This window comes from Cupriavidus sp. PB-02, from assembly GCF_058252315.1.
Genome location: NZ_JBXPSX010000003.1, coordinates 14890 through 40698, shown reverse-complemented (window position 1 = coordinate 40698; position 25809 = coordinate 14890). Strand labels below are relative to the sequence as shown.

Annotated in this window: 19 protein-coding genes and 2 pseudogenes; 6 read left to right on the top strand and 15 right to left on the bottom strand. The window is 63.9% G+C overall.

Going from position 1 to position 25809, the window contains the following annotated elements:
• The first annotated feature begins 3 nt into the window (after positions 1-3).
• The 3 genes and pseudogenes from AC10V3_RS34490 to AC10V3_RS34480 all read left to right on the top strand — a co-directional run bounded on the left by AC10V3_RS34490 (position 4) and on the right by AC10V3_RS34480 (position 1940).
• Positions 4-1065, top strand: coding sequence for an isocitrate/isopropylmalate dehydrogenase family protein (locus AC10V3_RS34490; RefSeq protein ID WP_022540486.1), 1062 nt, complete (start codon positions 4-6; stop codon positions 1063-1065).
• A gap of 4 nt (positions 1066-1069) precedes the next feature.
• Positions 1070-1555: pseudogene (locus AC10V3_RS34485) on the top strand (amidohydrolase family protein); the annotation flags it as partial.
• Complete coding sequence (locus tag AC10V3_RS34480) at positions 1497-1940, top strand: amidohydrolase family protein (protein ID WP_490924658.1); 444 nt, start codon at positions 1497-1499, stop codon at positions 1938-1940. The pseudogene AC10V3_RS34485 and the gene AC10V3_RS34480, both read left to right, overlap by 59 nt.
• A 268-nt stretch (positions 1941-2208) precedes the next feature.
• On the opposite strand, the gene AC10V3_RS34475 is transcribed toward AC10V3_RS34480, so the two are convergent.
• From AC10V3_RS34475 to AC10V3_RS34465, 3 genes are read right to left on the bottom strand one after another with little or no spacing between them, the layout of a single operon-like run.
• Complete coding sequence (locus tag AC10V3_RS34475; RefSeq protein WP_022540487.1) at positions 2209-3414, bottom strand: aminotransferase-like domain-containing protein; 1206 nt, start codon at positions 3412-3414, stop codon at positions 2209-2211.
• Positions 3415-3427: 13 nt separating this feature from the next.
• Positions 3428-4450 (bottom strand): DUF1338 domain-containing protein, encoded by a 1023-nt coding sequence (locus AC10V3_RS34470; RefSeq protein WP_041682326.1) that lies wholly within the window; start codon positions 4448-4450, stop codon positions 3428-3430.
• A 44-nt stretch (positions 4451-4494) separates the two neighbouring features.
• Positions 4495-5487 carry a Bug family tripartite tricarboxylate transporter substrate binding protein gene (locus tag AC10V3_RS34465; protein ID WP_022540489.1) on the bottom strand — a complete coding sequence of 331 codons (993 nt, stop codon included), beginning with the start codon at positions 5485-5487 and terminating at the stop codon, positions 4495-4497.
• Between the two features lie 152 nt (positions 5488-5639).
• Here AC10V3_RS34465 and AC10V3_RS34460 point away from each other — a divergent pair, with 152 nt between their 5' ends.
• Positions 5640-6569 (top strand): LysR substrate-binding domain-containing protein, encoded by a 930-nt coding sequence (locus AC10V3_RS34460; protein ID WP_022540490.1) that lies wholly within the window; start codon positions 5640-5642, stop codon positions 6567-6569.
• Positions 6570-6810: 241 nt separating this feature from the next.
• On the opposite strand, the gene AC10V3_RS34455 is transcribed toward AC10V3_RS34460, so the two are convergent.
• The 4 genes from AC10V3_RS34455 to AC10V3_RS34440 form a co-directional block, all read right to left on the bottom strand.
• The gene (locus AC10V3_RS34455; RefSeq protein ID WP_041682439.1) at positions 6811-7989 is read right to left on the bottom strand and encodes an MFS transporter; all 1179 of its coding nucleotides are present in this window, start codon (positions 7987-7989) and stop codon (positions 6811-6813) included.
• Between the two features lie 50 nt (positions 7990-8039).
• Positions 8040-9395, bottom strand: a complete 1356-nt coding sequence (locus AC10V3_RS34450) for an MFS transporter (protein ID WP_022540492.1) — start codon at positions 9393-9395, stop codon at positions 8040-8042.
• A gap of 56 nt (positions 9396-9451) precedes the next feature.
• Entirely contained in the window at positions 9452-10210 is a 759-nt protein-coding gene (locus tag AC10V3_RS34445; protein WP_349606796.1) for an SDR family NAD(P)-dependent oxidoreductase, read from the bottom strand.
• A gap of 88 nt (positions 10211-10298) precedes the next feature.
• Positions 10299-12059, bottom strand: a complete 1761-nt coding sequence (locus tag AC10V3_RS34440) for an FAD-dependent oxidoreductase (protein ID WP_022540494.1) — start codon at positions 12057-12059, stop codon at positions 10299-10301.
• Positions 12060-12230: 171 nt separating this feature from the next.
• Between AC10V3_RS34440 and AC10V3_RS34435 the strand changes: the two genes are divergently transcribed.
• On the top strand, positions 12231-13031 hold the full coding sequence (locus tag AC10V3_RS34435) for an IclR family transcriptional regulator (protein ID WP_022540495.1): 801 nt from the start codon (positions 12231-12233) through the stop codon (positions 13029-13031).
• A 249-nt stretch (positions 13032-13280) separates the two neighbouring features.
• Here the strand turns inward: AC10V3_RS34435 and ligD are convergent.
• The 8 genes and pseudogenes from ligD to AC10V3_RS34395 form a co-directional block, all read right to left on the bottom strand.
• A pseudogene (gene ligD, locus AC10V3_RS34430) lies at positions 13281-15757 on the bottom strand (DNA ligase D).
• A 17-nt stretch (positions 15758-15774) separates the two neighbouring features.
• On the bottom strand, positions 15775-16575 hold the full coding sequence (locus AC10V3_RS34425) for a tetratricopeptide repeat protein (protein WP_022540497.1): 801 nt from the start codon (positions 16573-16575) through the stop codon (positions 15775-15777).
• On the bottom strand, positions 16575-17480 hold the full coding sequence (gene ku, locus AC10V3_RS34420; RefSeq protein ID WP_041682328.1) for a non-homologous end joining protein Ku: 906 nt from the start codon (positions 17478-17480) through the stop codon (positions 16575-16577). The genes AC10V3_RS34425 and ku overlap by 1 nt, the downstream gene beginning before the upstream one ends.
• Before the next feature lie 500 nt (positions 17481-17980).
• The gene (locus AC10V3_RS34415) at positions 17981-19729 is read right to left on the bottom strand and encodes a long-chain fatty acid--CoA ligase (protein WP_051370088.1); all 1749 of its coding nucleotides are present in this window, start codon (positions 19727-19729) and stop codon (positions 17981-17983) included.
• Between the two features lie 23 nt (positions 19730-19752).
• On the bottom strand, positions 19753-21174 hold the full coding sequence (locus tag AC10V3_RS34410; protein WP_490924413.1) for an aldehyde dehydrogenase family protein: 1422 nt from the start codon (positions 21172-21174) through the stop codon (positions 19753-19755).
• Between the two features lie 104 nt (positions 21175-21278).
• Positions 21279-22244 carry a PDR/VanB family oxidoreductase gene (locus tag AC10V3_RS34405; protein WP_349606780.1) on the bottom strand — a complete coding sequence of 322 codons (966 nt, stop codon included), beginning with the start codon at positions 22242-22244 and terminating at the stop codon, positions 21279-21281.
• Between the two features lie 35 nt (positions 22245-22279).
• On the bottom strand, positions 22280-23572 hold the full coding sequence (locus AC10V3_RS34400) for a cytochrome P450 (protein ID WP_022540502.1): 1293 nt from the start codon (positions 23570-23572) through the stop codon (positions 22280-22282).
• 29 nt (positions 23573-23601) lie between these two features.
• Positions 23602-24711 carry an NAD(P)-dependent alcohol dehydrogenase gene (locus AC10V3_RS34395; protein ID WP_490924412.1) on the bottom strand — a complete coding sequence of 370 codons (1110 nt, stop codon included), beginning with the start codon at positions 24709-24711 and terminating at the stop codon, positions 23602-23604.
• Between the two features lie 236 nt (positions 24712-24947).
• Between AC10V3_RS34395 and AC10V3_RS34390 the strand changes: the two genes are divergently transcribed.
• Positions 24948-25655, top strand: coding sequence for a TetR/AcrR family transcriptional regulator (locus AC10V3_RS34390; RefSeq protein WP_022540504.1), 708 nt, complete (start codon positions 24948-24950; stop codon positions 25653-25655).
• Positions 25656-25809 lie beyond the last annotated feature (154 nt).

Genomic DNA, 25809 nt, shown 5'->3' with positions numbered 1-25809 from the left:
CTGATGAAAATCGTCGTGCTTCCCGGTGATGGCATCGGCCCCGAAACGATAGCTGCCACGCTCGAGGTGCTGCGAGCCGTATCGTCGCGCTTCCGGCTCGACCTTGAATTCGACCTGGACATAGCCGGCCATGAGAGCCTGCGCCGACACGGGGCCACCGTGACGCCGGCCTTGCTGCAGAAAGTGAAGTCCGCCGATGGCCTGATGCTCGGACCGATGGCCACCTATGACTTCAAGGATGAGGCCAAGGGCGAGATCAATCCCTCGAAATTCTTCCGCAAGGAACTGGACCTGTACGCCAATATCAGGCCATCCCGCACCTATCCGGGCCTGCAGCACCGGGCTGGCGAGTTCGACCTCGTCGTCGTGCGCGAGAATACCGAGGGTTTCTATGCCGACCGCAATATCGAGTCCGGCGGAAGCGAGATGCTGATCACGCCGGATGTTGTCGTCTCGTTGCGTCGCATTACGCGCCAATGCTGCGAGCGTATTGCGCGCTCAGCGTTCGAGCTGGCCATGACACGCCGCAGGCATGTCAGCATCGTGCACAAGGCCAATGTGCTGAAAATCGGCGATGGCATGTTCATCGACATCTGCCACCAGGTGGCGCGCGAATTCCCGGAAGTACAGGTCGACGACTTCATTGTCGACGCAATGATGGCACACGTGGTGCGCGCCCCGCAGCGATTCGACGTCATCGTCACGACCAACATGTTCGGCGACATCCTGTCCGACCTGACCGCTGAATTGTCCGGCAGCCTGGGCCTGGGCGGCTCGCTGAACGCCGGCAAGGACCATGCAATGGGCCAGGCGGCACACGGATCGGCGCCGGACATTTCCGGCCAGGACATTGCCAATCCTTTCTCGCTGATCGTGTCCGCCGGACAACTGCTTGGCTGGCATGGCCAGCGCAGAAACCTGCCTGCCTTCCTGGCTGCTGCGCGCGCCATCGACGAAGCGATGATCGCCGCGATCCAGGCGGGCGAGGCCACGCGCGACGTCGGTGGCCGCCTGGGCACCGCTGAAACGGGCCGCGCCTTCGCCCGACGCCTGCTGGAAGGGTGACGACATGCGCGACGTTCCTGAGCTACCGGCAGGCGCCTGGGACTGCCACACCCACGTCATCGGCACGCGCAGCGACTATCCCATGGTCGCGGAGCGGCACTATACGCCAGGACCGGCATCGCATGAGGACCTGCTTGCCCACCTGTCGCGGCAGGGTCTGCAACGCGTAGTGATCGTGCAGCCCAGCGTCTATGGCACGGACAACCGATGCATGCTCAACAGCCTCGACCGCCTACAGGGCGCGGGCCGCGGTGTGGCTGTGCTGGACGAGGACGTGGACAACAAGACGTTGCGCGAAATGCACGCACGCGGCGTGCGTGGGCTGCGCCTCAACCTGGAAAGCAGCGGCCTGCGCGACGCTGGCGCCGCGCAGGCGGCGCTCGCACGTCGGGCCGACCGCATCGCCATGCTCGGCTGGCACCTGCAGCTCTATGCCAGCCTGGATGTCATCGTGGCCATGGCTGGCCACCTCGCGAATCTGCCCGTTCCGGTCGTGCTGGACCATTTCGCCATGGTGCCAACCACACTGGCCCATGACGACACGCGCGCGATCGCCTTGCAGCCGCTGCTGCGCTCCGGCAACGTTCTACATCAAACTCTCCGCGCCGTACCGGCTCGCGTCTGCAGGCATGCCGCCAGACGACGCGGCCAGCGCGTGGGCTGCGACCTTCCTGCGAACCGCGCCGCGACACGTGCTGTGGGGCAGCGACTGGCCCCACACCGCACGGGATCCGGGCAAGGCAAGGCACGACGTCTCCGCCTACCGAACGCTACCAGAGGCAGCGCTCGCGCGCTCCATCCGGGACTGGCTTCCCTCGCAGGAGCTCAAGCAGCAGGTCCTGGTGGAAAATCCAGCTCGCCTCTACGCACCTTAAAGAGAAAGCGGTGAAGCTTGGCAAGCGCCGGTGTGAGACGGACGTGAACCGGGCACTGCGTTGCGAAAAAGGCCGACGAGCGGTATCCCCCAGCTCGTCGGTTGAGGACAGCTCGCCTCTCTGCTGCAAGGGTGCAGATAGGCCCCACCGGGGAGCAAATGGAGAGTCAGCGGAGTGAGAAGCGCTCCGCCTTGCACCATAGAGACCGGACAAGTATCAGACAGCGAGTGAAATCGCGTGCGTTTGTCCGTTTACCGCATATTCGCCGTCAACCGACCCGCGCCACTGCATGAGCGAGCCGTGACACGCCATCGCCAATCTGCGCGGGGTCGGCGCCAGCGAACGACAGCCGGAATGTGGGCCGTGCGCGCCGCTCGGCATAGAATCCGGCGCCCGGGACGAACAGCACCTTCTCGGCAATCGCGAGCGGCAGCAGCGTGGCCGCGTCATCAATGCCGTCGATGGACGCCCACAGGAACATGCCTCCCCCCGGCTCGGCAAACCGGATGCGCGCGCCGAACACCTCACGCAGCGCCCGCGCCAACCGGTCGCGCTTGTCGCGATAGACGGCCACCTCGCGCGCGACCTGCGCGGGCAGCCCGCCTGCCTCCAGATAGTACGCGGCGGTCAGCTGGATCCACGGCGGCGTGCACAGGTCCGACACCTGCTTGGCAATGACCGCACGGCGCACGATCTCCGGCGCCGCTACCATCCAGCCGAGCCGCAGCCCGGGTGTCAGCGTCTTCGACAGGCTCGCCAGATGCACGAGCCATGGGCGCGCGTCGGGCACCTGTGTGCACAGGGCGAGCAGCGAGGGCGGCGGCGCGCCGTCGAAGCTCAGCGCGCCGTAGGGATCGTCCTCGACCAGCACCACGCGATGCCGCGCCACCAGTTCCAGCAGCCGCAAGCGGCGCGCGGGCGACAGCGTCGCGCCGGTCGGGTTGGCGAAAGTCGGCACCGTGTAGATCAGGCGCGGACGCACCGACGGGTCGGCGAGCATGGCCTCCAGGGCGTCCACGTCCATGCCGTCATGATCGGACGGCACGCCGCGCACATCGGCCCCGGCCAGCCGCAGCGCCTGCAGCGTCGCCGAATAGGTTGGCTCTTCGACCAGCACCATGCTGCCGGGCTCGACCAACGCTCGCACGAGAAAGTCGAAACCTTGTTGCGAGCCGCTGGTGACGAGCAACTCATCCTGCGCCACGACAGCTCCGCGCCCGGCCATCAGCGCCGCCAGCGCGCGGCGCAGCGAGGGCGTCCCCTCCGTCGCGCCGTACTGCAGGCACTCGGCGGGACGTTCGCGCAGCGCCTGTGCGGACGCGGCGCCGATACCCTCCGCATCGAACAGTGCGGCGGACGGATAGCCGCCCGCGAACGAGATCATCTGTGGGTCGGACAGGTACTTGAACAGCTCCCGGATCGGCGAGCCCTCCGGCTCGCGCAGTGCGAAAACGAATGGATAGTGGACTGTCATGGCGCGCTCGTCTTTAGCAGGCCGCGGCGGTCATCTTGAAGATGCCCTGCGCGTTGCCCGCGTCGAAGCCCAGGTCGGTGCGCGTGACGGCCTGCGCCTCGTCCACATAGCGGTCGCGCGTGATGAACTCGTAGAACGAGCCCGGCACCTCGCGCACGACCTCGGCGCCGTCCGCGCCGACGAACGCGCGCCGCACGGGATCGGCGCGGAACGCAGTCTGGCGCACGCGACCGCTCTGTGAAACCTCGACCTTCTCCTTCATCGGGCGGCCAATGCGCTTCTGCTGATCGGCGAGCGCGAACACATCTTCGACGCGGTCGGTGGCATGGTTGAACGCGTTGCCTTCGGTGGAGAGCCACGCCATCTCGGCCGACTCGGCCAGCAGGCGCTCATAGTCTTCCAGCCGCGGCGTCGCGTGCTGGCGCTCGAAACAGCGTGCGAGCACGCCGATCAGCTCCCCCGCGTCATCCAGCGGCAGCGCGCCGTCACGTTCGAGTTCCCACAGCAGCGCCTGCGCTCTGGGCGTCAGCGGATCGGCAGAGGTGCCGGTCACGCGACTGACGGCCTGCCGGAAGCCCTCGCTGTAGCGCTCCGGGTGGAACTCGCTGACGAAGAACTGTGCGATCTCCTCCGGAGCATCTTCATGCGCATAGGAGCGGCCCGTCATGCCGATACGGTCAAGTGGATAGGTACCGTTGAGCCGGTAGCCGAGCGGGCGCAGGATACGCGTGAAGGCGGCCTCGCCGGCAGGCAGTGCACCGTTGTCCTGCCAGCGTACGGTGCGAAGCGCGCCATGGTCGAAGTGCACCTTGCCGCCGGCGGCAGCCACGTCTTCGGTATAGGCCTTTCCGGTCGGCACGCGCTCGAGGATGCCGGAAAACAGCACCAGGTTCAGCGCATGGGCAATCTCGGCGCGCGCGGGGCGGCCGGGCTCGCCGGCAGGCAGCCGGGTGGGCGTCGCGACCAGATGCGTGAGGCGCTCGGCGGCCTCTGTGCCGAGGTCGATGGAAACGAGACGGGTGACGTTGGAGCTCATGATGGGATGCAACCTGGAAACAAATGGGAAAATTGTGGCGGCCTTCAGTCCACCGAGGCACCGGACAGGCGGACGATCTCGCCCCACTTCTGACGGTCCTTCTTCAGCACGTCGGCGAAGGCCTCGGGCGTGCTCGGCGCGGGCTCCGCACCGAGGTCGCGCATCTTGGCCTGCACGGCGGGTTCGCCGAGCACGCGTGTGAGGTCCTGGCTGATCTTCTGCGCCACCGCGGCGGGTGTGCCGCGTGGCGCGAGCAGGCCGAACCACGGGCTCGCATCGAAACCCGGCACCGGGCCTGCGGCGGCGACCGTCGGTACATTGGGCAGAGCCGACGAGCGGGCCGGCGTGGTCACCGCCAATGGCTTGAGCTTGCCCGAGCGGATGAACGGCAGCGATGCCGGCAGGTTGTCGAACATCACATCGACGCTGCCGCCCATCAGGTCGGCGATGGCCGGGCTGCTGCCCTTGTAGGCCACATGGCTCATCTCGGTGGACGTCATGCGCTGGAACATTTCGCCCGCAAGGTGCGTGGAGGTGCCATTGCCGGCCGAAGCCATGTTCACGCGCTTCGGGTTGGCTTTCAGGTAGGCGATGAACTCGGCCAGCGTCTGCACCCGGGCGCGCTCCGCGAAGGCGGGCGACAGCACGACCACGTTGGGTACCCGCGCGACCATCGTGACGGGCACGAAGTCGGCCGCCGCGTCATAGGGCAGCTTCTTGTACAGCGTGGGGTTGATGCCGAATTCGCCCACCGAGCCCATCAGCAGGGTGTAGCCGTCCGCCGTGGACTTGGCGGCCGTGCCGGTGCCAACGATACCGCCGGCGCCGGGCCGGTTGTCAACGATCACCGACTGCTTCCATTGCGCGGTGAGTTGCTCGCCGATCAGACGCGCCACCATATCGGTGGTGCCGCCCGGCGGATACGGCACGATGATGCGCACCGGCTTGGTCGGGAACTCCTGGGCGCCGGCGATGCCGGGAATCGTCATGCCGAATGCGAGGCCGCTGGCGGCGAGGACGCTGAACAAGCGCTTCATGTTGTCTACCTATCTTCTGGTTGTTGTTCGTTGTGGGCATGCACCGCGAGGGGGCGGCGGGACAAGGTCGCATCATTTCTCATCAAGTCGAGGCTTTCAAGCGAGATTTCGGTATAGGATGATGACTTTTAGTCATCAACTCCGCCTCCCCCATGCGGCAACGCCTTCCGAGCCTCTCCAGCCTGCGCGCCTTCGAGTCCGCCGCGCTGCACCTGAATCTGCGCCGCGCGGCAGCGGACCTGTTCATCACCGAAAGCGCGGTGTCGCGCCAGATCGCGTCGCTGGAAAGCCTGCTCGGGGTGCAGCTCTTTCACCGCGCCAATCAGCGCATCACGCTGACGGCGGCCGGCGCGCTCTATAGCGGCCAGGTGCGCGAGATGCTGCGCAAGCTGCAGCGCGACACGCTGGACATCATGGCGCACGAGGGCGCGGGCGGCACCGTCGAACTGGCCTGCGTGCCGACGCTGGCCGTCGAGTGGCTGATCCCGCGGCTGCCGGATTTCTACGCGCGCCACCCCAAGGTGGTCATCAACATTAGCGCGCAGTCGGACGTGTTCCTGTTTGACGGCACGCCCTACGACGCGGCGATCCACTTCGGCGAGGCGGTCTATCCCGGTGCGCGCGCGGACCCGCTGTTCGGCGAGGAATCGGTGGCCATCTGCCATCCGGACTTCTTCAGCGGCAGGAAGCGGATCGGCGCGCATGACATCGCGCGTGCGCCGCTGCTGCACCTCGCCACGCGCAGTTTCGGCTGGAAGCAGTGGATGGAGGCTGCCGGCATCGACGACGTCAACGCGATGCGCGGCGCGCGCTACGACCACCACAGCATGGTCATCGCCGCCGCGCGCGCCGGGCTCGGCATTGGCCTCGTGCCGCGTTTCCTCGTCGAGGAATACCTCGCGAGCCGGCAGCTGGTGATACCCGTCGCCCGCGCGCTGCGGGCCACGAGCGCCTACTACCTGGTTTCGCCCGACACGCGGCCGATGAGCGACGCGATGCAACGGCTACGCGACTGGCTGCTGGAGGCTGCGGGGGAGTTTGCCGGGCAATCCACCCAGGATAAGCCTCCACAAGACTTATAAGCCGCATTGTCGATAAGCTTTATGGGGAGGCGGACGGGACGTGGTGTTGAGGATCGTTTCGCTAATGAAGACCACCAATTCTCTTCTGGGTAACGCCACATCGGAATGGGATTGACCTGACTTCACGCTTCCCGCCGGCCGTGGCCGTCACATACCGACAGCCAACGTGTCAGTCGTCCGTATCGAATCAGCCGGGGCCGCTCTATGCAAGCGGGTCCAAATGCTTACCTGACCGGCCGGGCTAGCAACCCTTGCGATTGACCAAGTTGCCAAAGGCAATGCCAACAAGTGGAAGTGCCACGGCAGCGGAACAGAACAACGACGTCTCTCCGAAGGCGTCGATCATTACCGCTGCCAACTCCATCCCAAGGGCCTGACCGAAGAACAGACTCGCCGCAAATAGTCCCACCGCGGTGCCTCTTGCCTGTGGCGCCATCTGCGTTGCCTCGGTCTGCAAGGTGTTGTGAAGCATGTAAAAGCCAAGTCCGCCAAGGAAGCATCCCAGCACGCTCCATTCCCAGCGCGACCCGCCAGCGACGATTGCGAATGCCGCTCCAAGTAAAGCGCCACCGAGTCTTGCGAGACTGCCAGGAGAAAAGCGCCTGATCAATACGCTGGACAGGGTCACGTAAGCCAGGCCGCCCCCTCCGTACATCGCCATCACAGCCCCTGCCGCACCGATACCAATGCCGAAACGCCTGTGCAGATAGGCCGGCACAAAGGCAAACCCCGCGAGGGTGAACAGGCCTTCTATCGCAGTAACCAGCAGGATCAGCCGCGCCCATCGCTCACTGAGGACGGCCCTGACTTGATTGGCAAAACCCTGACTGCTGCTAAAGTCCGGCGCGGCGCATGATGCCTGCGCTCGCACCAGAAAGGCAGCCACGCCAAAAGCCGTTGCGAGCACGCAAAAGACAACTCGCCAGTTGAGCACATCGGCGAGGAATCCGGATAGCCACTGACCGCCGATCAGCCCACCGACCGTCGCAAACATGAAGCGAGCAAGCGCCTGCTGGCGCTTCTCGATCGGCACCGTATCGCCAATTCTTGCCATGCTCAAGGGAATGATGCCTGCCGCCGCGGCACCCGATAGGCCGCGCGCCAGTGCAAGGAACGTCATGGACGGAGCCATTGCCGCCATGACGTTCGCCATCGAGCAAGCCGCCAGCGCTGCCGATATGACACGAAGCCTCCCAAAGCGGTCGCCCAGCGGCCCATATAAGAGTTGCAGGAAACCATAGGCCAACACAAAGGCAGATACGGACTGTGCTGCTACGCCGACAGGTACGGCGAAGTCCGACGACAGCGCGGGAAGGAGGGCATCGCAGGCGCGCATCGACGCCATGCTCAGGGCCGCGGCTATCCCAAGGGCGCCGGACGTGGCCCCATTTTCACGAAGTCTGCCCGGCGGCGCAGTCATTGGCGCATTCTCCCTCATGCCCCGCTACGTTGACTGCGCATGTCGATACGTCACTCCGCCGCCCTGCTGACCCGATAGTCATGCTGCGGATTCGCGATCAGGAAGACGGCACAGGCCGCGGCCAGCGCCGGCACCGCCAGCAAGCCGAATACATCGCCGAAGTTCCAGCCAAAGCCCAATAGCGCGGCGCCAATGAATGAGCCGGTGACACCGCCGATCCGCCCGATCCCTTGCATCCATGCGACGCCGGTATTACGCGCCTCGGTCGGATAAAGGCTCGCGGCATAGGTGGACATTGACGTCGCGGCGCTGGTGACAAGGGTTCCGCACAGGAATAGCGATACCCCAAGGAATCCCGGATGGTCGACGCAGCGCCCGACTGCGACGACGAGAACGCCTGCCAGCAAGTACGCAAAGACAATGGTGCGATTGGCGTCGAAGCGATCCATCAGCCAACCGGCGACCAGGTTGCCGAGCAGACCGCCAAGGGGAAACAGCGAGGCCAGCAAGGCACCGTGCTCGATACTGAATCCTGCTTCGCGGAACAGCGTCGGCATCCAGTTCGTCATGAGGTAGTAGATCACCAACCCCATGAAGCACGACAACCAAAGCAATAGCGTGCGGCGCCGATATCCTTCCGACAGGACGAGTGCCAGTGCAGAGCTTTTTCGCTTCGACCCGGGTAGCGCCATTGGTGCGACGAACGTGCAGTCATCCAGCCGCTGTTGCGGCGCAATGCGCTTCAGGATTCGTGCTATCTGCTTGCGGGTGCCGGAGCGCACCGCAAGGAACTGGGGCGACTCAGGAAGCAAGACAAAAAGCAGCACGGCAAGCGCCAGGGGCCCGATGCCGCCGGCCGTCAGGACGCTGCGCCAGCCGAAATGGGGAATCAACCACGCTGACGCCGCGCCGCCCGCCACTAGCCCGCCCGAGAATCCACAGTACATGGCGTTCACGGTAAAGGCGCGAAGCCGCGCTGGTGCGTACTCCGACATCAGGGTGATGGTCGTCGGCATCGCTGCACCAAGGCCGAGCCCCGTCAGAAAACGTAGCACCGTCAGTGCGGTAATGGTCTGCGCATGCGCCGCTACCAGCGTCCACGCGCCAAAGCACGTCACCGCCACCACCAGCACTGCCTTCCGGCCGATGCGATCTGCGACAGGGCCCGCGAAAATGGCGCCCAGACTGAGGCCGACGAGTGCCGCACTCATGACCACACCCAGTTCGCCGCGGGCGATGCCCCAGTCGTGGACGAGGGATGGTGCGATGAAGCCGATCGCGGCGGTGTCATAGCCATCGGCCGCTACGACCAGGAAGCAGAAAATAAGAACCAGCCATTGACAGGGGGAAAAGCGTTCGGCGTCGATGAATGACTGCACATCGACGGTACGGGATACCTGCTTCATTGGTTGTCTCCTTGATAGTGGGCAAGCGCTGTTTGCGCTTGCATCCTTTATGCGTTTCAGGCAGCCAGGTAACCGCCGTCTACGGGCAAGATCACGCCGGTCACGTATGTCGACATCGACGACGCGAGGAACAGCACCGCTCCGACCAGTTCCTCCGGTTTGCCAACCCGGTTCATCGGAATGCGGGCCATGAATCGTTCCAGCTTCGCCGGATCGGAGCGCGTCGATACGGTCATCGGTGTTTCGATGACGCCCGGCGCGATGGCATTGACGCGGATGCCGTCGCGCGCCAGATCGGCGGCAAGCGACTGGGTCAGCATCTTCACGGCACCCTTGGATGCGGAATAGCCGAGCGTGTTGGGCTGGCCCGAGAAGGACGCGATGGAGGCGACATTGACTATGGCGCCCCTGGTCCGGCGCATGGCGGGCAGCCAGGCGTGGCAGACATTGAAAGTGCCTTCATGGTTGACCTTCATGACCTGCTGCAAGTTATGTCGGGCATTGGGGCTGTCGATGCCCTCGCGGATGAGAATGCCGGCGTTGTTCACCAGCACATCGACGGGGCCGACACTGGCTTCGACCTCCCCGGCAACGGCGTGGCATTGGCCGGCGTCGGTCACATCCAGCGAGCAGGACCGTGCCGCGTGGCCTCGGGCGTTGATCATGTCGGCCGTCTGCCGGGCATTGGCCTCGTTCATGTCGGTGACGACAACAAGCGCGCCGGCTTCGGCCAGGCCAATGGCAATGGCGCGGCCATTGCCCTGCCCTGCGCCGGTAATAAACGCGACCTTCCCGGTCAGCAGATTGGGAATCATCATGGTGTGTTGCGAGAGAAGAGAAAGAAGCTGCCACGGCGACAGCGCGCGCAGCGCGGCCGCCTGACGACTGAGCCGGTTCCGGCCGTCAGTCCATCGTTGCCAGTGCCTGTCGCGCCGGCGACGCAAGGCGCTGCAGAGGCGAAACCCTTGTCTGGTCGGCGATGTGGTTGCCTGCCACGTATCCGAAGGTCAGGCCCGGGCCGAGCGTAATCCCCGCCCCGCTGTACTCGCCGCCCATAATGCTGGCGGCGTCATTGCCGGCGGCATACAGGCCGGGGATCGGCATCCCGTGGGCATTGATCACCTGGGCGTGCTCGTTGGTCCTGATCCCCATAAAGGAGCCCAGATCACCCGGCACGAGCTTGAGGGCATAGAACGGCCCGGTGCGCAGCGGCGCGACGCACGGGTTGGGGCTGTGCAGGGCATCGCCCTGGTAACGGTTGTAGGCCTTGCTGCCGCGCCCGAACTCGGGATCATGTCCGTGCTGCGCGGTCTCGTTGTACTGCCGGATGGTGTTCTCCAGCGTCGGCGCATCGATGCCGAGCTGCCGGGCCAGGTCGGCAGCGGTCTTGCCCCGCTTCAGGTAGCCGTTGCGCAGGTGGTTGCAGAGTGGCATCGGGAAGGGCTTGACGAAGCCGAGGCCATATCGCCGCAGCGCTGCATGGTCGGCGACCAGCCAGCAGGCGGTTTCCGACTTCCCCTTCGAGGCGGCGATCATCGCCTGCACGAGGTCGTGGTACGAGTTGGCCTCGTTGGCAAAGCGGCGCCCGTCCAGGCTGACGGCGATCACGCCCGGTTTGGCCCGGTCGATGAAGTGGGGCATGATGCCCGTCGAGCCATCCTTGCGCGGCACCAGCGACATGGGCGTCCAGGCGGCGGCATTCGACAGGCTCTGGTCGAAGACACCGCCTACTGCCTCGGCCATGCGGACGCCATCGCCCACGTTCGTTTGCGGTGTGGGCGAATAGTGACCATGCCCGGCCTTGACATGCGGGTAGGTCTGCTTGCGGCGCTCGAGGTTGTGCGGGAATCCGCCGCTGGCCAGGACGACGCCGTGGCGCGCCTTCACAGCGACCTTTTTGCCGTCGCGCTCCACCACCGCCCCCGTGATCCGATCACCATCCTGCAGTAGCTGGATGGCCGGGGCAGAGAGCCAGACCGGAATCGACAGATCAGCTGCGGATTTTGCCAGACGCGCGGCCAGCGCGTTACCGTTGGTCAGCGTCATCCCGCGCCCATACTTGCGCACCTCGAGGAAATGTTTCGCCAGGCGTTTGGTGACATACCAGGCGGATGCCAGCGACCGCGTGACACGCATGAAGTGGACGATCTCCTTGCCCGAGCCGATCGTGACGCCGAACACGGTCAGTTCCGGCAATACCGGTCCCAGCGTCTTGAGCAGCGGGCCCAGCTCGCGAGCGTCGTAGGGCCGCGTCACCATCGAGCGCCCGCCTTGCGCGGCACCGGGGGCCTCCGCATGGTAGTCGGGGAAGGTCAGCGGCATGTCGAACTGGACCGCGGTGTTCGACATAAAGAACTCGATGGCTTTCGGCCCGTGCGCGAGGAAGGCGCGCACGCGCGCTTCGTCGAATCCCGCGCCGGCCTGGTTCCGGATATAGGCGAGCGCCTGGTCGGGCAGCTCATGATGGCCATACGCCCTGGCCAGATGGGTGTTCGGAATCCATAGCCATCCGCCGGAGCGCGCGGTCGTCCCGCCGTAGTAGCTGGCCTTCTCGGCCACGATCACCCTCAAACCACGGCTGGCAGCAGTAATGGCCGCCGACATGCCGGCGACGCCTGATCCAATGATCAGGACATCACATTTTTCCTCATACGTTGTAGACATCGAGTTCTCCCTTCAAGAACGCCGGGGCGAGCAACGCCGCACAACCCCGTCAATGTCGCTAGATTAGAACTAGCGCGCTTGAAATGATCTACTCGTTAACCCTACGCAATAGCGTTAGATAATATCTAGTGCTACACTCACGGCATCATCCATCTCTTCGCAGGAACGTACGTGGATCACACCGAGCCGGTGCCTGAGCGCGAGCGCCGTGGCATACAGTCGATTGAAGTCGGGGGGGAAATTCTCAAGGTGCTGGCATCCGAGGCCAGACCGATGGCGCTTCGCGACCTGGTGAAGGCGGCCAATATGCCGTCAGGGAAAATCCACCCTTACCTGGTCAGCTTTGGAAAGATTGGCCTGGTCGCCCAGGACCCGGTCACGGGCCACTACCTGCTGGGGCCCATGGCTATCCAGTTGGGACTGACAAGCCTGCAGACGCTGAACCCGATCCGCGAGGCCACACCGTTTGCGGAATCGCTGTCTGAAGAAACCTCGCACGCCGTCGCGCTTGCCGTATGGGGAAACCTGGGGCCGGTCATCGTGCGCCTGATCGATGCGACATATCCCATCCATACGAACATCCGCACCGGGACAGTCATGTCGCTCGCCAATACGGCGACGGGCCGGGTCTTCTCGGCGTTCCTGTCGCCCAAGTTCACCGAGAAGCTGTTGTTGGACGATCGCATACGCCTCGGCCCCGACATCGCGCATCCGCTCGACGCAAAGGTGGTGGAGGGCATGATCGAGGAGACGCGCACGCGCGGGATGTCTCGAAGCGTCAACCATCCGACGCCTGGTATCGTCGCTTTCTCAGCGCCGGTGTTCGATTATTCCGGCAATATCGCCTTGGCCATCACGATCATGGGGCCGACTGGTACCCTCGACACAGATTGGGACGGCCCGGTTGCCAGAGCCTTGCACGGATGTGTGGAGGCCGTTTCGAAGCGCCTGGGCTACCGACACTCCCTCTGATTTCCCAGCGGCTCAGGCTTGCCCCAGCAGGCTCTGGGGCGCCGACCCAACTGCTGCCAAGCGCAGGCCGCCCGCTGCTGGCCATTTTTCGATCGCTGGCGCCTCCCATTGCCATGGCCCAAAAATCGGCTCTGAAGTCGTTCGCATCTGCCGGCGTGCGCAATCCCCCGGTGGAGCAGGCTTCAGCGATATCTACCAGTTTCAGTCACTCGGCTTCGCCCTGCTGAACCAGCAAGCCAGGTAGTCGTTCTAACAAAGTCTCTTTATCGCGGCGGACAACGTTTGACGCGTTGTCCAATAATCCGCCCAAGGGTCTGCGCGCTGAAAGCTGAGGTATTCACGCGCGTCTCTGATGGTCCAGTGAGCACCGCTCTTCAGCTTCGGAAGGTCGTCCCAGGAGACCGGCATCGAGACGCCCATACCCGGCCTGGCGCGCGCTGAGAACGCTGCTGCTGTTGTCTGCCCATGGCCGTTTCTCAGGTAGTCCACGAATATCTTGCCTTTCCGGTTGGGCGGCCCGGACTTCGCGATGAAGCGCTGCGGTAGCGTCGCGGCCAGATGCTGCACGGCGGCGCGCGAAAAGTCCTTTACGACCTCGTAGTTCTGTCTCCCGCTAAGTGGAACAACGACATGCAGGCCTTTGCCGCCGCTTGTCTTCAACCAGGATCGCAGGCCCACTTCGTCGAGAAGTGTCCTCACGAGTAGCGCTCCCTCCTGCAGCTTCGACCACTCAAGTCCTTCGCCGGGGTCAAGATCGAGAATGAAGCGGTCGGGTGTATCGATGCGACGCTCTATTGAATTCCACGTATGGAACTCTACGACATTCATTTGGGCCGCCGCGACGATTGCCTCGACAGAGTTGGCCACAAGCAAGGGCGCGTGGCCTGGCCAGCGGCCCCTCGGCAGTTCCGTCAATCCTGGTATCGATGTCTCGGTATGCTTCTGGAAAAACATGGTACCGGCAATGCCTTCAGGCGCCCGCACAAGTGACAGCGGCCTGTCCTTCAGGTGCGGAAGCATCAGGCTCGCCACGCTTTCGTAGTAGCGAACCAGATCCAGCTTGGTGATGCCTGTCGTCGGGTCAATGACCCTGTCAGGGTTCGTCACCTTCACGCTCGACACGCCCTGGGGCGCGACGGACGCCCGTATGGCCTCCTTTCGCACGGACTTAGCTTGGAGATCCGAACGCAGCCCCTTGAAAATGGCATGGCGCACATGTCCTTCAGCTGTCCATTCGGAAAACTCCACCTCAGCAACAAGCGACGGCTTCACCCACCGAGCCGTTTCGGAACCGCCCCTGCCCCAGCGCCGGGCCTTTGTGTACTGATCGAAGGGCATGGATTCGATTTCCAACGACACAAGCTTTCGCATGAGAGCTGCCGCGGTCGAGCTGTCCCACCCCGTACCGACACCGCCGGTATAGCGCAGCGCACCATCCTCATACACGCCAAGGTACAACCTCCCTACCTCTTGCCTCGACCCGGTGCGAAGGGAGAAGCCACCGACGACAAACTCCTGCCGAAGCTTGCATTTGGCTTTGAGCCATGTCGGCGTCCTGGCGGAAACGTATGGTGCATCCGCCCGCTTGAACATCAAGCCTTCCAATCCGAGGCCGCATGCCGCCTTGAAGAGCTTGGCTGGTGGCGCATCGAAAGCTTCGCTGAGCCGGACTCGTTCCGAAGCGCTCCCCAGGATTCCCGCGAGGAGTTCTTTCCGTTGGGAAAGGCGGAATGCCCGCAAGTCCCGCCCGTTCAGGTAGGGAACATCAAACGCGAAGTACACGATTTCATCGTCTTGACGTGCAGCAATCGCGCTTTGCAATGCATTGAAATCGGGCACATCGTTGCGAAGGACGACTATCTCACCATCTATCCAGGCTTCATCCGCATCCAGTGATTCCAGCTCAGAAGCAAGAGAGGGATTGCGGTCCAGTCGTGCCCTGCCCGGGTGAACAGCCTTACGGTGCCATTTGCTATGCGCGCCAGCAAGCGATATCCATCGAACTTCGTCTCAATGATCCACCCTTCTCCCGTTGGAACCGTTGGAGAAAGGGACGCGAGCTGTGGCGCGAGCTTCGCGGGCAATGATGCCCTCGGTGCGCGATCTATCGACAAGCTCGCGGAAGCGAGATCCTCGTCGGGTAAGGATTCATCCTGGCTTGTTTGCGGTGTTGACGTGACGCTGTCTGGGAGCGCCGTCAGGACATCGAACTCGGCTAGGGGCCGTGCCCATGCGTCGGGCTTCTTAAACAGGATCCATTGCTCTGACTTGTCACCGGGCTTTGCGATGCGCACCAACTCCCACCGCCCTTCCAGTTTTACCCCGTGAAGGTCGAACAGGATCTTTCCCTCCGCCATGCCTTTACGCGGGTCGCCCACCGGATCCCAGGTACCCCGGTCCCAAACGATGACTGAGCCGGCGCCGTACTGTCCCCGTGGGATATCTCCTTCGAAGTTGGCATACTCCAGGGGATGGTCCTCGACATGCACAGCGATTCGCTTCTCCTTGGGATCGTAGCTCGGCCCCTTTGGCACCGCCCAACTCAAGAGCACACCATCAAGCTCAAGGCGAAAATCGTAATGCAGTCGCCGTGCCCAGTGCTTTTGAATCACGAAGGACAGCTTGCTCCTGGCTTTGCGGGCATTCGTGGCGCGCCCTGACGGTTCAGGCGTGATGGCGAAATCGCGCTTTTTCTCGTAGCGCTTCAGGTCGGCGTTGGTCTTCATGCCGGAAGAGCACCGGATCAGCGAGTCAGCATGCGATACTGGTTGTAGTGCCGCAGCGCGTCCTTGATTCGACCGGCGCTGTCATACAACCTCCCGATGTTGAAATGCGCGTCCGCGTTGTCAGGCTCAAGGTCCAGGCATTGCTGGTAGGCTCTCAACGCATCCCGGAAATCCCCGGTATCCTCAAACGCAAGGGCTTGGTTAAACAGCAACTCGGTGCTCGTCGGGAAGCGCCTGCGCGCCTCAGCAAGGACCTTCAACGCCTTTGTGCAACTCCCTCGGTCACACAGCAACGCGCTAAGGTTGACCCACGCTTCATACAAGCAGGGATCCCACTCCACCGCTTGCCGATAGGCTGCTTCTGCTTCGTCATCCAGGCGTTGGCGCTCGTATTCCTTCCCTAGCTCGTATGAACGCCGTGCGTCGTCACTGACCGCCCCCACATGCGGCACTACGACGGTGTTGTCGGCGTACCGCGTCAGATCGAAGCGCATTTGCCCAGAGTCAGCATTCCACTCAGCGCCATTGGCACTGGCGATGACGTCATTGCCCTCCGCACGCAAGGACGTGGCGGACGGATGACGGTCACGCGACAGCGACTTCGTGCGAAGCATCGACCTGCGGATGCGCCCGGAAGAGATGTTGGAAAGCCGCAGCGCATTGGCCGTGCGCAGCACGACGAGATCTCGAAAGCTGAAGCGATACTCGCCCCGTTCGCCTCGGCTTGGCGCAACCACTCCGGCTGCGACGAGCGACATGACTGCGGGGCGCGGTATGCCGACGATTTCCATGACGTCGCGCATCGTGTAAGAACGCATCAGGCCTGCTTCTTGGCTCGCTTAGTCGGGATTGTCGCGGTTGTCGGCGTTTCGGCACGTTTCGCTGCACGGCGCGCCGGCGCCTTGGCGCCTTTCCCGGCTTTCGCCGCGGCGGCAGCAGACTTTGGCGCCCCAATACTCTTCCTGAGAGCATCCATCAAATCGATGACTTCTGCGCCACCCTCAGCCGCCGCAGTCTCGGGGGAAACTGTGATGGCCTTGCCCTCTATCTTCTTGTCTATCTGGGCCAGGATTCGCTGCTTTTCTTCGTCTGTGTACTCCGTCGGGTCATAACCATCGACCGAGTTCTGGTCGATGAGCTGCTCCGCCAGGGAAAGCTCTGCCTTGGACACATCGACAGTCTCCACGTGCAGATCCGCCATCGAGCGAACCTCGTCTGCGTAGAGCAGCTGCTGGAGGATGAGCCCGTCGTCGCCGACCCGTATTTGCACCATATATTGCTTGCCCTTCCACGACCATTTTGCGAGCGCACATTTGTCCGTGGCTCGCATCGCCTCCGAAAGCAGGCTGTATGGCTTTGCGCCGCGCTTGTCAGGTCCCAGGTAGTAGGCCTTGTCGTAGTAGATTGGGTCGATGGCCTTCACGGGCATGAAGGCAACGATGTCGATGGTCTGTTGAGCCGCCTCCTCCAGCGCCTTGAGCTCATCCGGAGTGAAGACAACGTATTTGTCCTTTTCAAACTCGTAGCCCTTGACCATCTCTGAACGGTCGACTACCACCCCTTCCCTCTGGCAAATGTATTGTTGTCGCAGTCGTGAACCACACCCCTTATGGAGCAGGTTGAAACCCACAGCGGACGTGCTCTCCGTGGCGGAGAAGACCTTCACAGGGATAGAGACAAGCCCGAAGCTGATGGACAGCGAGGCGATAGAGCGCGCAGCCATTTTGGCACTCCTGGTGAGGGGGACATACGCTAGCAGCGTAGTAAATGGCGGGCCGTTGCGCCGTAGGTAAAAGTCGCATTCCACGAGCGGTGCTGACCGACGCGAGCGAGTTCGCCTGGCTGGAGAATTGCGAGTCGACTTGACGCCCCTTGGTGGGGCGCTGGGATAAGCAATCCAGCCCTGCAGGGCTGCTCGAGGCCAAGGCGCCGGCATGGTGTCATGCCCTTCACATTGCGGGATCATTCCCGAAGGGATTACGCATCCGTATTTGCCCGTCACCGACGTGAACCAAGAGATCGACACGCCTCTCTCCATCCCAGCGCAATCGCTTCGTCCTGGGTTCCGAAGAGCATGCCTGCGCCAGGGTCGCTCTCCATGTGAATCATTCTCGCCGCTTGTAACGCCTCCCGACAGAAAAACGTCCTTTTCCCGCACTATTTTGCGCGTGCGCTTTTGCTGGACTGGAAATCCGTATGCCGCGCCAGGGGATGGGTGATGGATCAAATACCATGCCGCGGCGCCTCGTTCTGCGCTTCTTGCAGTTCGCGCCACTGGATCTTTCCGATGGCCGACTTCGGCAGCGCCTCGACGAACTCGACCACGCGGGGGACCTTGTAGGCGGCCAGGCGCTCGCGGCACCACTGCATGATCTGTTCGGCGCCGGCCTCCTCGCGCCCCTGCATGCCCGCCTTGAGGACGATGACAGCCTTCACGGTCTCGCCGCGCCGCTCGTCGCGGGCGGCGATCACGCAGGCCTCATGGATGGCCGGATGGCCATAGAGCAGGTTCTCCACCTCGGCCGGCCAGATCTTGAAGCCGGATGCGTTGATCATGCGCTTGAGGCGGTCGCGCATGAAGAAATAGCCGTCATCGTCGACGAAGCCAAGGTCGCCCGTGCGCAGGAAGCGCTTGCTGTCGATCTCGATAAAGCTCTCGGCATCGGCCTGCGGATTGCGCCAGTAACCTCGCATCACCTGGGCGCCGCTGGCGATGATCTCACCCAGCTCGCCCCGCGGCAGCTCCACGCCGCTCTGCGGGTCAATCACGCGCGCGTCGACCCCGAAGGTGGCGATGCCGAGACACTCGCGCTTGGGCTGGTGGCGTGGGTTGGACAGCAGGAAGGCGGCCGTCTCGGTCATGCCGTAGGCCTCGATATAGACCAGGCCGAAGCGCTCCTGCAGCAGGTTGGCCACCGCATCGGGCATGGGCGCGCCACCGCCGCCCAGGAAGGCCAGGCAGGAGAGGTCGCGCTCAAGAATACCCGGCTGGGAAAAGAAATCCACCAGCATCGCCGGCGCCGCGCCCCAGTTCGAGACCCGGTAGCGCTCGATCAGGTCGGCTGCCAGCACGCGATCCCATCTCGGCAGCAATACGATGGTGGCACCCAGGTAGAGCGGTGCGTGAATGCCGTTCTGCATGCCGAGCAAGTGGAACATCGGCGCTACCGACAGGAACACCGCATCGGGCGTGTTGCCGCGCCAGATCTGCGAGCCTGCCGCGGCGCTCATCAGCGTGCCGTGGGTATGCATGCAGCCCTTGGGATGGCCCGTCGTGCCGGAGGTGTAGGCCAGCATGCACAGCGTGTCGTAACCGGCTGCGTGGGGCATCGGCACCAGGCCGGCCGCATCCGCGTCCTGCCAGCGCACCAAGGTGCCGCCAGCCGGAGCCTGCCCCGGCAGCGGGCTGCGCGCGCGCAGCCAGGCCGGCACGGCCGGCTCGCCATCGGATTCCGCCTCGCCGGGCAACATGTCGGCGTAGTCATGGACGACCACATGCGGCAGCACGTCGCCGTGCAGCGGCGCCAGCCGCTCGTAGAGCTCGGCCGCGGCAAAGGCCACGCGCGCGCCGCTGTCGGCGGCCACATGCTCCAGCTCGGCGGTCAGCCACATGGGGTTGGCCGGTAACACCACGGCTTCGGCACGCAAGATGGCGTAGTAGGCGATGATGAACTGCGGGCAATTCTGGCTGTACAGCAGCACGCGGTCGCCGGGCGCGACGCCGCATTTGCGCTGCAGGTAGCCGGCCATGCGCTCGATCTGCCCGAGCAGCGCGGCATAGGAAATCGCGCTGCCGAAGTACTGGATGGCGGTCTTGTCCGGGTAGCGGTGCGCGGCCATCTCGACGTTATAGACCAGGCTGGTGCGAGGTATGCTGGCCTCGGCAGGCAGGCCCGGCGGCCAGAACGGGGAGCGACGGATGGGGGCGGGCGCACGCGATGGCGATGCGCCAGAGGTTGGAGACTGCGTCATGTTGTCGTTCTGCAAGTCTTCTCTTATTGCGATCGCTTCAGCGAAACCGTTCGCGGCACCGTATATTCCAGCAGCCCTTCGACGCCGTTCTCGATGCCCACGCCCGATTGCTTGTGGCCGGCCATGGGCTTGTGGGGCCCAAGGGTGTGAATCTGGTTGACCCAGACGGTACCGGTGTTGAGCCGCAACGCGACTTGCATGGCGGCCTCCGCGTCGCGGCCCCAGACCGAACCTCCCAGTCCATATTCGCTGTCATTCGCGCGCGCGATGGCATCGTCCACGTCGCGGAACTTCAGCAAGGGCAGGATTGGGCCGAATGGTTCTTCGCGGACCACGCGTGCGCTGTCCGGCGGGTTGTCCACCAGCGTGACAGGGAAGAAATAGCCACGTCCCTCCGCCACTTCGCCACCGGCAAGGATGCGGTAGCCGGCGCTGCGTGTATCCTCCAGCAGCGCCTTGAGTCGCTCGAACTGGCGGCGGTTCTGCACCGGGCCAAGCTGAACGCCTTCCATGTCACCCCGGCCAACGGGCGTCTCCTGCGCCAGCCTGACCAACGCCTGCGCCAGCCGGTCGTAAACATCCTCATGGATATACAGCCGCTTGATCGCCAGGCAGTACTGCGCGTTGTTGGCAAACGCGCCCCAGAAGATCGCAGGCGCGATGGCCTCGACATCGGCATCGGGCAGGACAATGGCGGCGTCATTGCCACCCAGCTCCAGTGTCAGCCGTTTCAGGTTGACCGCAGCGGAGGCCATCACTGCGCGGCCGGTCTGGGTAGAGCCCGTAAAGCTCAGCTTGTCGATGCCCGGGTGGGCCGACATCAACGGGCCGAGGGCATCGCCGCCACTGATGACATTGAGCACGCCAGCCGGCAGGACATCGCGCAGCAGTTCGCCGAGCTTCAGCGTCGTCAGTGGCGTGAATGGCGATGGCTTGAGCACCATCGTATTGCCGGTAAGCAAGGCCGGCGCCACCTTCCACATCGCCAGCGCCAGCGGAAAGTTCCAGGGCACGATGCCGCCAACGACGCCTAGCGGCACGCGCAGGACACACACCTGCTCGGTGGCAGACTCGCTGACCGTCTCCACCGGGAGTTCGAGCCTGGCCATCTCGGTGCACCAGAACGCCGCTTTTTGCACCTCCTGCCGCGCCTGGGCAAGGGGCTTGCCCTGCTCCCGCGTCAACAGGTGCGCCAGTTCCTCCAGGTTGGTGGTGATGGTCTCACCGATCCTGACGACATATAGCTGGCGCGCCTGCAGCGGCAAGCCGGCCCAGGCCGGCGCGGCGCGGCGCGCGCTGGCAACGGCCTCGTCCAATTGTGCGGGGGGCGCGTCGGGTGCTGCGGCAATGACGCGTTCCGTTGCGGGGTTGAGTACATCAAATCCGGCCAGCGTGGGCGCGGCTTTGCCATCGATGGTCATGCTGAATCCAGCGGTGTCACCCATGATGATTGGGACCTCTTTTTAACCAAACGGATTTCGACAGGCCACACCGACGACACGCGGCTGTCCGAAGCCGAGCCTGCGTCGCCGGGTAGCGGATTGGCGCTTCAAAGATCGAGGACAAGCCACGAAGATTTCGCGCGCGAGCAACAGGGCGTGAACTGGTTGCCACAAGCGTGTTCTTCATCAGTCAGGAAGACGTCCCGATGATCGGCCTCGCCCTCCAGCAGACGCGTCACGCACGTCCCGCACGTGCCCTCCTCGCACGAGGTGTAGATGTCGATGCCAGCTTCGAGCAGCACCGAAGTGATCGAGCGGTCCGCGGGAATATGGAAGACCTGGCCGGTGCTGGCGATCCTGACGTCGAAGGCACCGTCATGCGAGGTATCGACCGGCCTGGCGCTGAAGTACTCGTATCGCACCCGCTGCTTCGGAATTCCCGCTTGCTCGGCCGCGCGGCAAACCCATTCGATAAAGCCGGAGGGGCCGCAGACGTAGATCTCGTCATCGCTTCCGGCCTGGGCGAGCAGCATGACGGGATCCAGCTTCTGCGCATCGCCCTGATCGTCGTAGTGGAAGGCGACTTGCTGCCTGTAGGCGGATTGCTCGATACGGCTGCGGAACGCTGCCTTGTCCTGGCTGCGTGCACAGTAATGCAGGGCAAAGCCGGTTCCCGACACATGCAAGGCCTCGGCCATGCATAGCATCGGCGTAACACCGATCCCGCCTGCGATCAGGATGCTGCGGGTGCCCGCCTTCAGCGGAAAATGGTTCCGGGGCGCGCTGATCTCGATGACAGCGCCCGCCTCCAGCCGCTCATGGATGGCGATCGAACCGCCGCGCGAGGCGGGATCCCGCAGGACGCCGATCAGGTAACGGTGGCGTTCGGACGGTGCATTGCAAAGCGAATACTGCCGCACGACTCCGGGAGCGACGTGGACATCGATGTGGGCGCCGGCCTCGAACGGTGGCAGCTCGCCCCCCTTCGGGTCGCGCAGCTCCAGGCTGACGATGTCGTCGGTTTCGCGGTTGCGTTGCGCAATGCGTACAAAGAGTGTGTCTTGGGAATTCATGGCGCGATGCCTTGCTGCAGACTGCGATGGAATGGCTACTGCATGACGCAGCGAACGGGAAGATGCTTGGGTCCGCCGACGAAGCAGGAAGCGATCATCTCCATCTCGCCCGCCGCTTCCACGCGTCGCAGGCGCGGAATCATTTCCTCGAACAGGATGCGCATTTCCATCTTGGCCAGATGCTGGCCCAGGCAGACATGGGCGCCGAAGCCGAACGCGAGGTGGCGGTTTGGCTTGCGGTCGATGCTGAAGTCAAAGGGCCGGTCGAAGACCTCTTCATCCCGATTGGCCGAGCCGTAGCACAGCATCAGCCAGTCGCCCTTGCGAATCGTTCGTCCGCGGATCTCGGTGTCTGCCGTCGCGGTCCGCATGAAATGCCGGACCGGCGAGGCGATGCGCACCGCTTCGTCAATGAACTGCGGAATCAGCGACGAGTCGGCCTGGAGCCGGGGCAGCAGTTCCGGATACTGGCTCAGCGCCCACATCGCGACCGCGGACGAGGACGATGTGGTGTCGTGGCCCGCCGTGGCAATAATGACGTAATAACCCAGCCGGCTGACCTCGCTGATCGGCTCGCCGTTGACGACGGCGTTGGCGAGCAGCGTTGCCACGTCATTGCGCGGATTGACCCGCCGCTCGGCGGTGACATTCTCGAAATAGTCCCGGAAGTCCGCCACCACCGCCATCAAGTTCTTTGCCAGCGCGCCGTCATTCGCGCTTGCTTCCTGCTTGGCGCGCTTGAGTTCAGGATCCTCGCCACCAAATAGCTCCTGGGTCAGCAGCAGCATCCGGGGCTCATCCTCCGGCGGCACGCCGAGGATGTCCATGATCACGTGCAGCGGGTAATGCAGGGCAATGTCCTTGGCGAAATCGATGGTGTTGCCATCGCTTTGCTGCAGCTTGTCAACGATCTGCCGCGCCAGCCCACGGATGCGCTCATCCAGCTTCAGGATGCTGTTAGGCATGAACCACGACTGCGTCAGCGCACGCAGGCCCTTGTGTTCGTCGCCATCCACGTGGACCAGCGCCTTGACGATATTCGGGCGGCCGGTGGTCGCGATCACATGGTCGATCGAAGCCTTGGGCCGGCAGACGACGGAGTAGTCCCCGTTGTGGAAGAGATTGTGGTCGCGCGAGATGGCGGTCACGTCGGCGTGCTTGGTCACGACCCAGAACGGATCGAAACCGTCATTGACGGCGCGCCCCAGCGGATTGTTCTCGCGCGCCCACGTATAGGCCGCGTGCAGCCGGGCGGGATCGGCATAGGCGCTGGGATCGACCAGGACTTGCGCCACGTCGCCGGGAAGATCGAAATCGGTGTGGTTCATGGTATCGAACTGGATGGTGGGGTTGGGGCTCAGGGCAGCAGCACGGGCTTGACACACAGCCCCTGCTTTTGCTCCGCGACGGCACGGTTGATTTCGGCAAGGGGATAGGTCTTGACCAGCCTGTCGAAGGGGAAACGTCCCTCGAGGTACAGGGCCATCAACTGCGGGATGAACACATCGGGATCGCTATCGCCTTCGATGATCCCGCGATAGGTGAAGCCGCCGCGCATGACCTCGCGCAGCGTGCCCGGCAGGGCCAGGCTCGTCGCATGGGCGGGCGGCACGCCGACAAAGCCGAAGGTGCCGCGCGGCGCCAGCAGCTTCGGCACCGCTGCGATGACCGCCGGGATGCCGCTGGTATCCAGCGCAAAGTCGACTCCATGGGGCGCAATGGCGCGCACCGCGGCAGCCAGGTCAGCGCTCTGGCCCGGATCGATTGCATGCGTGGCGCCGAGCGACAAGGCCAGGTCGCGCCGGCTGGCGTCGGGCTCGACCACGATGACCGTCCCGCATTTCTGCAGCACGGCGCCCATCACAGCACTGAGCCCGACCGCGCCCGCGCCCAGCACCACCAGCGATGCGCCTTCATGACATGCCATCGAGCGCATGACCGCGCCCGCGCCGGTCTGGATGCCGCAGCCAAGGGTGCCGGCGATCTCGAGCGGAACGCCGTCCGGCACCTTCACCACGTTGCGTTCGGTCGTCACTGCATGCGTCGCGAATGAGGACTGGCCGAAGAAGCTGCCGGAGATCTCGCCATTGCCGTCGCGCATCGATTTGGAGCCATCGCTGCGCTGGCCGACGAAATTCAGCGCTGCCATCGCATGGCAATAGGCCGGCGCATGGCGATCGCACTGCGGACAATGGCCACAGGAGGAGAACGTGATGGCCACATGGTCCCCGGGCTTCACCTTGGTTACGCCGGCGCCGACCATCTCGACAACGCCGGCGCCTTCGTGCCCGAACACGGCCGGCATGGCGACGGGGAGCAAGCCTTCGGCAGCGACAAGATCGGTATGGCAAAGCCCGGCGCCGACAATCCTGACCAGGATTTCCCCTGCCTCTTGAGGGTCTAGTTCGACCTCTTCGAGGACGAACGGCGCGCACGGCGCCCGTGTCACGGCAGCAGTGATTTTCATGGTGTCCCCGCTTGGTTTTATTGGCTGGGCGGCGTGGCGCCCGGTGCTTTTTAAGAATCAGAACTCTGGTTCTATTATTGAAAGGCGACGAACCTGCTTCAATGCGGGCTTTCCCCTACGGAAGCAGTCGAGGTGGGCGCGGCCAGCCGTGAAGCGCCAGCGGATGCGGCTTCCGGGCGAGGCGGGGCCGGTGCTGCATAATGCTGACCTGTCCCAGAATCAGGATTGCCGTTTCCATGGCTGCCACCCTAAAGCGCCAAGAAGATCACAAAAGGCGTCCTACCCGCGCCGTGCACACCGCCAGCCAGGCTGCAGAAGCGGCGCCGGCGCTGCGCCCTCCTCGCCAGCTACGCAGTGAGGAAACCCTTGCCAAAATGATCCTGGCCGGACGGGACCTTATCCAGCAGCACGCGAATTTCGATCTGGTCCTGATCAGCGATGTCATCCGCACCGCGGGCACCTCTACGGGAGCGTTCTATGGCCGCTTCAAGGACAAGGACGCCTTCATTGCGTCGGTCCTCGAGGCCGCCTTTGTGGAAATGGAGGCCGAGGCGGACAAGACCATCCGGGACGACGAGGCCTGGGCGCAAGGCACGGCATCGGAGTTCGCCGCCCTCATCGTCCGGTACTACGTCGACATGTGCCGACGGAACCAGGGCATGTTCAAGGCCGTGCTGCGCCACTTCGGCGCGATCGACCCGGAAGCCAACCCGATGCGCCGGCTGAATCGCAACATCCAGAGCGTGGTCGCGCCGGCCCTCGCGCAGAAGATGAAGGCCCAGGGCCAGGACGCTTCCGAGACAGAAGTCCGGATCGCCATGCAGATGGTTGTGGGCACACTTACCCTGACCCTGCTGACCGACCCGGGGCCTTTACGTTTTGACGGGGATCTGATCGAGGCCAAGCTCACGGCGATGATGCAGCGGTTCTTGCTGTTGCCTTGATTTCCGCTCGGAGCGCGTCGGCAAAGCGAAAATGTCGAGTATTTCCTTAGCTACCAGCGTGGATCATTGGCGACCACTTTGTTTCTTCAGCCATGCCACTGCCACCTCGACCATTGGGTGGTAACGGTTGGCATAGGCGTCCGACGGGCGCGAT

Bases quoted from the DNA above. Each gene is read 5' to 3' on its own strand.
- AC10V3_RS34490 (WP_022540486.1), top strand. From the start codon at position 4: ATGAAAATCGTCGTGCTTCCCGGTGATGGCATCGGCCCCGAAACGATA.
- AC10V3_RS34480 (WP_490924658.1), top strand. From the start codon at position 1,497: ATGCCAGCCTGGATGTCATCGTGGCCATGGCTGGCCACCTCGCGAATC.
- AC10V3_RS34475 (WP_022540487.1), bottom strand. From the start codon at position 3,414: ATGACAGTCCACTATCCATTCGTTTTCGCACTGCGCGAGCCGGAGGGC.
- AC10V3_RS34470 (WP_041682326.1), bottom strand. From the start codon at position 4,450: ATGAGCTCCAACGTCACCCGTCTCGTTTCCATCGACCTCGGCACAGAG.
- AC10V3_RS34465 (WP_022540489.1), bottom strand. From the start codon at position 5,487: ATGAAGCGCTTGTTCAGCGTCCTCGCCGCCAGCGGCCTCGCATTCGGC.
- AC10V3_RS34460 (WP_022540490.1), top strand. From the start codon at position 5,640: ATGCGGCAACGCCTTCCGAGCCTCTCCAGCCTGCGCGCCTTCGAGTCC.
- AC10V3_RS34455 (WP_041682439.1), bottom strand. From the start codon at position 7,989: ATGACTGCGCCGCCGGGCAGACTTCGTGAAAATGGGGCCACGTCCGGC.
- AC10V3_RS34450 (WP_022540492.1), bottom strand. From the start codon at position 9,395: ATGAAGCAGGTATCCCGTACCGTCGATGTGCAGTCATTCATCGACGCC.
- AC10V3_RS34445 (WP_349606796.1), bottom strand. From the start codon at position 10,210: ATGATTCCCAATCTGCTGACCGGGAAGGTCGCGTTTATTACCGGCGCA.
- AC10V3_RS34440 (WP_022540494.1), bottom strand. From the start codon at position 12,059: ATGTCTACAACGTATGAGGAAAAATGTGATGTCCTGATCATTGGATCA.
- AC10V3_RS34425 (WP_022540497.1), bottom strand. From the start codon at position 16,575: ATGCGTTCTTACACGATGCGCGACGTCATGGAAATCGTCGGCATACCG.
- ku (WP_041682328.1), bottom strand. From the start codon at position 17,480: ATGGCTGCGCGCTCTATCGCCTCGCTGTCCATCAGCTTCGGGCTTGTC.
- AC10V3_RS34415 (WP_051370088.1), bottom strand. From the start codon at position 19,729: ATGACGCAGTCTCCAACCTCTGGCGCATCGCCATCGCGTGCGCCCGCC.
- AC10V3_RS34410 (WP_490924413.1), bottom strand. From the start codon at position 21,174: ATGGGTGACACCGCTGGATTCAGCATGACCATCGATGGCAAAGCCGCG.
- AC10V3_RS34405 (WP_349606780.1), bottom strand. From the start codon at position 22,244: ATGAATTCCCAAGACACACTCTTTGTACGCATTGCGCAACGCAACCGC.
- AC10V3_RS34400 (WP_022540502.1), bottom strand. From the start codon at position 23,572: ATGAACCACACCGATTTCGATCTTCCCGGCGACGTGGCGCAAGTCCTG.
- AC10V3_RS34395 (WP_490924412.1), bottom strand. From the start codon at position 24,711: ATGAAAATCACTGCTGCCGTGACACGGGCGCCGTGCGCGCCGTTCGTC.
- AC10V3_RS34390 (WP_022540504.1), top strand. From the start codon at position 24,948: ATGGCTGCCACCCTAAAGCGCCAAGAAGATCACAAAAGGCGTCCTACC.